This is a genomic window from uncultured Brachyspira sp. (genome assembly GCF_910588665.1).
Taxonomy (GTDB): domain Bacteria; phylum Spirochaetota; class Brachyspiria; order Brachyspirales; family Brachyspiraceae; genus Brachyspira.
Window position 1 is genome coordinate 345 of the sequence record NZ_CAJUPR010000029.1, and the last position, 2,725, is coordinate 3,069.

A 2,725-nucleotide genomic window follows, 5' to 3' on the forward strand; every position below is an offset into this window, starting at 1 on the left:
TTACTATATTATATACTTAATAATCTCTAATAAGCAATAAAAATTTGCAAATTTTTAGAGTAAGTTCAGCTTTATTAAAGTAAGAACGAAAATGCAGACTTATTTCAGATAAATCATAAAAAACTGAAATAAGTCTTTTAATTTATTACTAAAAAAAGTAAATTATTGCATACTTAAAATAACTGGCTAATGTCAGTTTTTTAAACTTATTTCAGTTTTTATGTTTCCCTGTAAATAATAAAATTTCTATATAATGTTTTTAAATAATTTATTGTATAGTTCTTCACCAAATACTTTAATAAAAGCATCTGATGGTGTAAAAGAATCTAAAGATCTAAGAGGTTTATTTAATAATGTATAATTAATTTGTTTTATATCTTGTTTGGTAATATGATCTACTGAACTTTTTTTAGGAAAAAATAATCTTAATTGTTTATTTATATTTTCTACATTAGGTTTTTGAGTAGAAATATAAGGGTCACAGAAAAATAATTTACATCGTTCTTCACCAGTTATTTTAGAAATAGTTATTCCATCGATATCACTCATACAAGGGTCTCTATCGGTAAGAATCGCAGGAATTAATATTTTAAAATTATCTATTCCTATTCGTTCTTCAATTTTATCAAAAAATTGAACTACTTTTTTAGAATCGGGATTTTTAATAATATCCAATAAAGTGAATTGCAATTCAGGTAGTATTAGTGATAAAATATTATTGCTATCTGTTTTTATTGCACCTAGAAAATCTAGTTGCCAAACATAAACATTAGGGTTGTTGTGTCTAAAAGCAAGATAGTCAATATAAGTATGATTACTTCTATCAATTTTATTGTTAGAGTATTCATACTTTTTATTATGTTTACGTTTTTTATATTTGACAGCATAAGGCAAATCTAATCTGGAAGTAGTTAAATAACCTTTATTAATATATCTATATAAAGTAGTAACAGACTTATTAATAGAATTATTATTTTCAACTTTAATTTGATAAATAGACTTGTTATTATCAACGCCAACTTTAATAATATGGTCAATTAATTTCATTTCTTCATTATCAATATCAATACCATTTCTTGAAGATTTCAAAGTGTAATCGGCATTATTTTGAGCGTTTTTAGCATTATAAATGTATTTGTTAAAAGGACAATCAAAATATCTTTTTTTACAATTGGTACAAACATAAGGCCATCTATTTAACTTAGGACATATTTCATTATTATTTTTAATGGGTTCTACTAAAATTCTGTTTCTTTTAACTTCTCTAGATATACCAGTAGGGTGTAAGTTTAACAAGATTCCTAAATCCTTAACTTTCATATTATGAGAAATACCTGAAGCGATAGTTTTTCTTTGTTCAAAATTAATATGTTTCCATTTTTTCATTTTTTACATCTCCTTTTTGTACAAGGAAACATAAAACATATTATACTATAAACAGACTTATTTCAGTTAATTTATTAAAAACTGAAATTCATTTGAAAATTGGCATAAGCAATAAAAATTAAATATTTTGTCTAGTTTTTTACTATAAAGAATGTTATAATTACTATGACTAATTTTAAGTATATTTAAAATTACCTAGATGTTGGAGGAATTTATGAAAAGATTAATCTATATAATCAAGTAGATATATTTCATATCTACTTTCCATACCAAGACTATGTTTATTAAAGTAAACATAGTTTTTATTTGCGTTTCTTTAGAAATAAAGGTATAATTATAATGAAAAGGAATAGGTGAATATTCTAAATGAATAAATTATATAGTGTTATCTTAACATTAATAGCGGGGTTATTTTTCTTATTAGGAGGTTTAATATCTAAAAAATTTAAAAACAAAGACGTTTTAAATCATTTTAGTATAGCTTTAGCATTTATAATAATGCTTAATTTAATATTTACAGACTTAATCCCCGAAACTCTAGAATTATTGGAAGCATATAAAACCAGTAGTAGAATATTTATGATAATATCATTTATTATTTTAGGAATATTAATTTTAAAGATTTTAGATTTTTTCATTCCTGACCATCATCATGAGCATCATGAAGAAGAAAAAAATATAAAAGAGCATATTTCTCATGAAAAGCATATAGGAACTTTAACGGTTATTAGTTTGATATTACACAATGTACTAGAAGGCTTTGCTATATTTGGAATGTCATTAAATGATTTTAAATTAGGAATAATGATATGTATATCTGTAGCATTACATAATATACCTCTTGGAACTCATATATTTAGTTCATTAAGTTTAAATAAGAATAAAAGATTAATAAGTATACTTACTTTATCAAGTTTAATAGGGGGAATAATATTTTTAATAGTAGGAGAAATAAGTAATTTAGTATTAGCAATCATTACTTGTATAACATTAGGAATGTTAATATATATCGAAATATTTGAATTATTACCTGAAATGCTTCATAGTATAAAAAAGAAAGAAACAATCATTGGATTAATAGTGGGTTTAATAATTCTAGGCATATCATTAATAATATAGCAAAAAGGAAGTGAAAAAATGAAAAGAGTTTTAGTCACTGGTGCAGCAGGTGTTATAGGAATTCAAACTATTAAATACCTTTTAAGTGAAGGAAAATACGAAATAACTGCACTTGATTTAAGAAACAAAAGTAATTATAAAAAGCTAAAAAAATATCGTCGTCGAATTAATATTATATATGGTGATATTAATGATAAGATTTTAATTGAAGCTTTAGTCA

The 2,725-nt window shown here is 23.3% G+C and carries 3 protein-coding genes; 2 read left to right on the forward strand and 1 reads right to left on the reverse strand.

Annotated elements, in window-relative coordinates:
- Positions 1 to 246: 246 nt before the first annotated feature.
- Complete coding sequence (locus tag QZ306_RS10370) at positions 247 to 1,386, reverse strand: IS30 family transposase (RefSeq protein ID WP_295163620.1); 1,140 nt, start codon at positions 1,384 to 1,386, stop codon at positions 247 to 249.
- 366 nt (positions 1,387 to 1,752) lie between these two features.
- On the opposite strand from QZ306_RS10370, the gene QZ306_RS10375 reads away from it, so the two are divergent.
- Positions 1,753 to 2,505 (forward strand): ZIP family metal transporter, encoded by a 753-nt coding sequence (locus QZ306_RS10375; RefSeq protein ID WP_295163621.1) that lies wholly within the window; start codon positions 1,753 to 1,755, stop codon positions 2,503 to 2,505.
- Positions 2,506 to 2,523: 18 nt separating this feature from the next.
- A partial coding sequence (locus QZ306_RS10380) for an NAD-dependent epimerase/dehydratase family protein (RefSeq protein WP_295163622.1) occupies positions 2,524 to 2,725 on the forward strand: 202 nt, incomplete at its 3' end.

Bases quoted from the DNA above. Each gene is read 5' to 3' on its own strand.
- QZ306_RS10370 (WP_295163620.1), bottom strand. From the start codon at position 1,386: ATGAAAAAATGGAAACATATTAATTTTGAACAAAGAAAAACTATCGCT.
- QZ306_RS10375 (WP_295163621.1), top strand. From the start codon at position 1,753: ATGAATAAATTATATAGTGTTATCTTAACATTAATAGCGGGGTTATTT.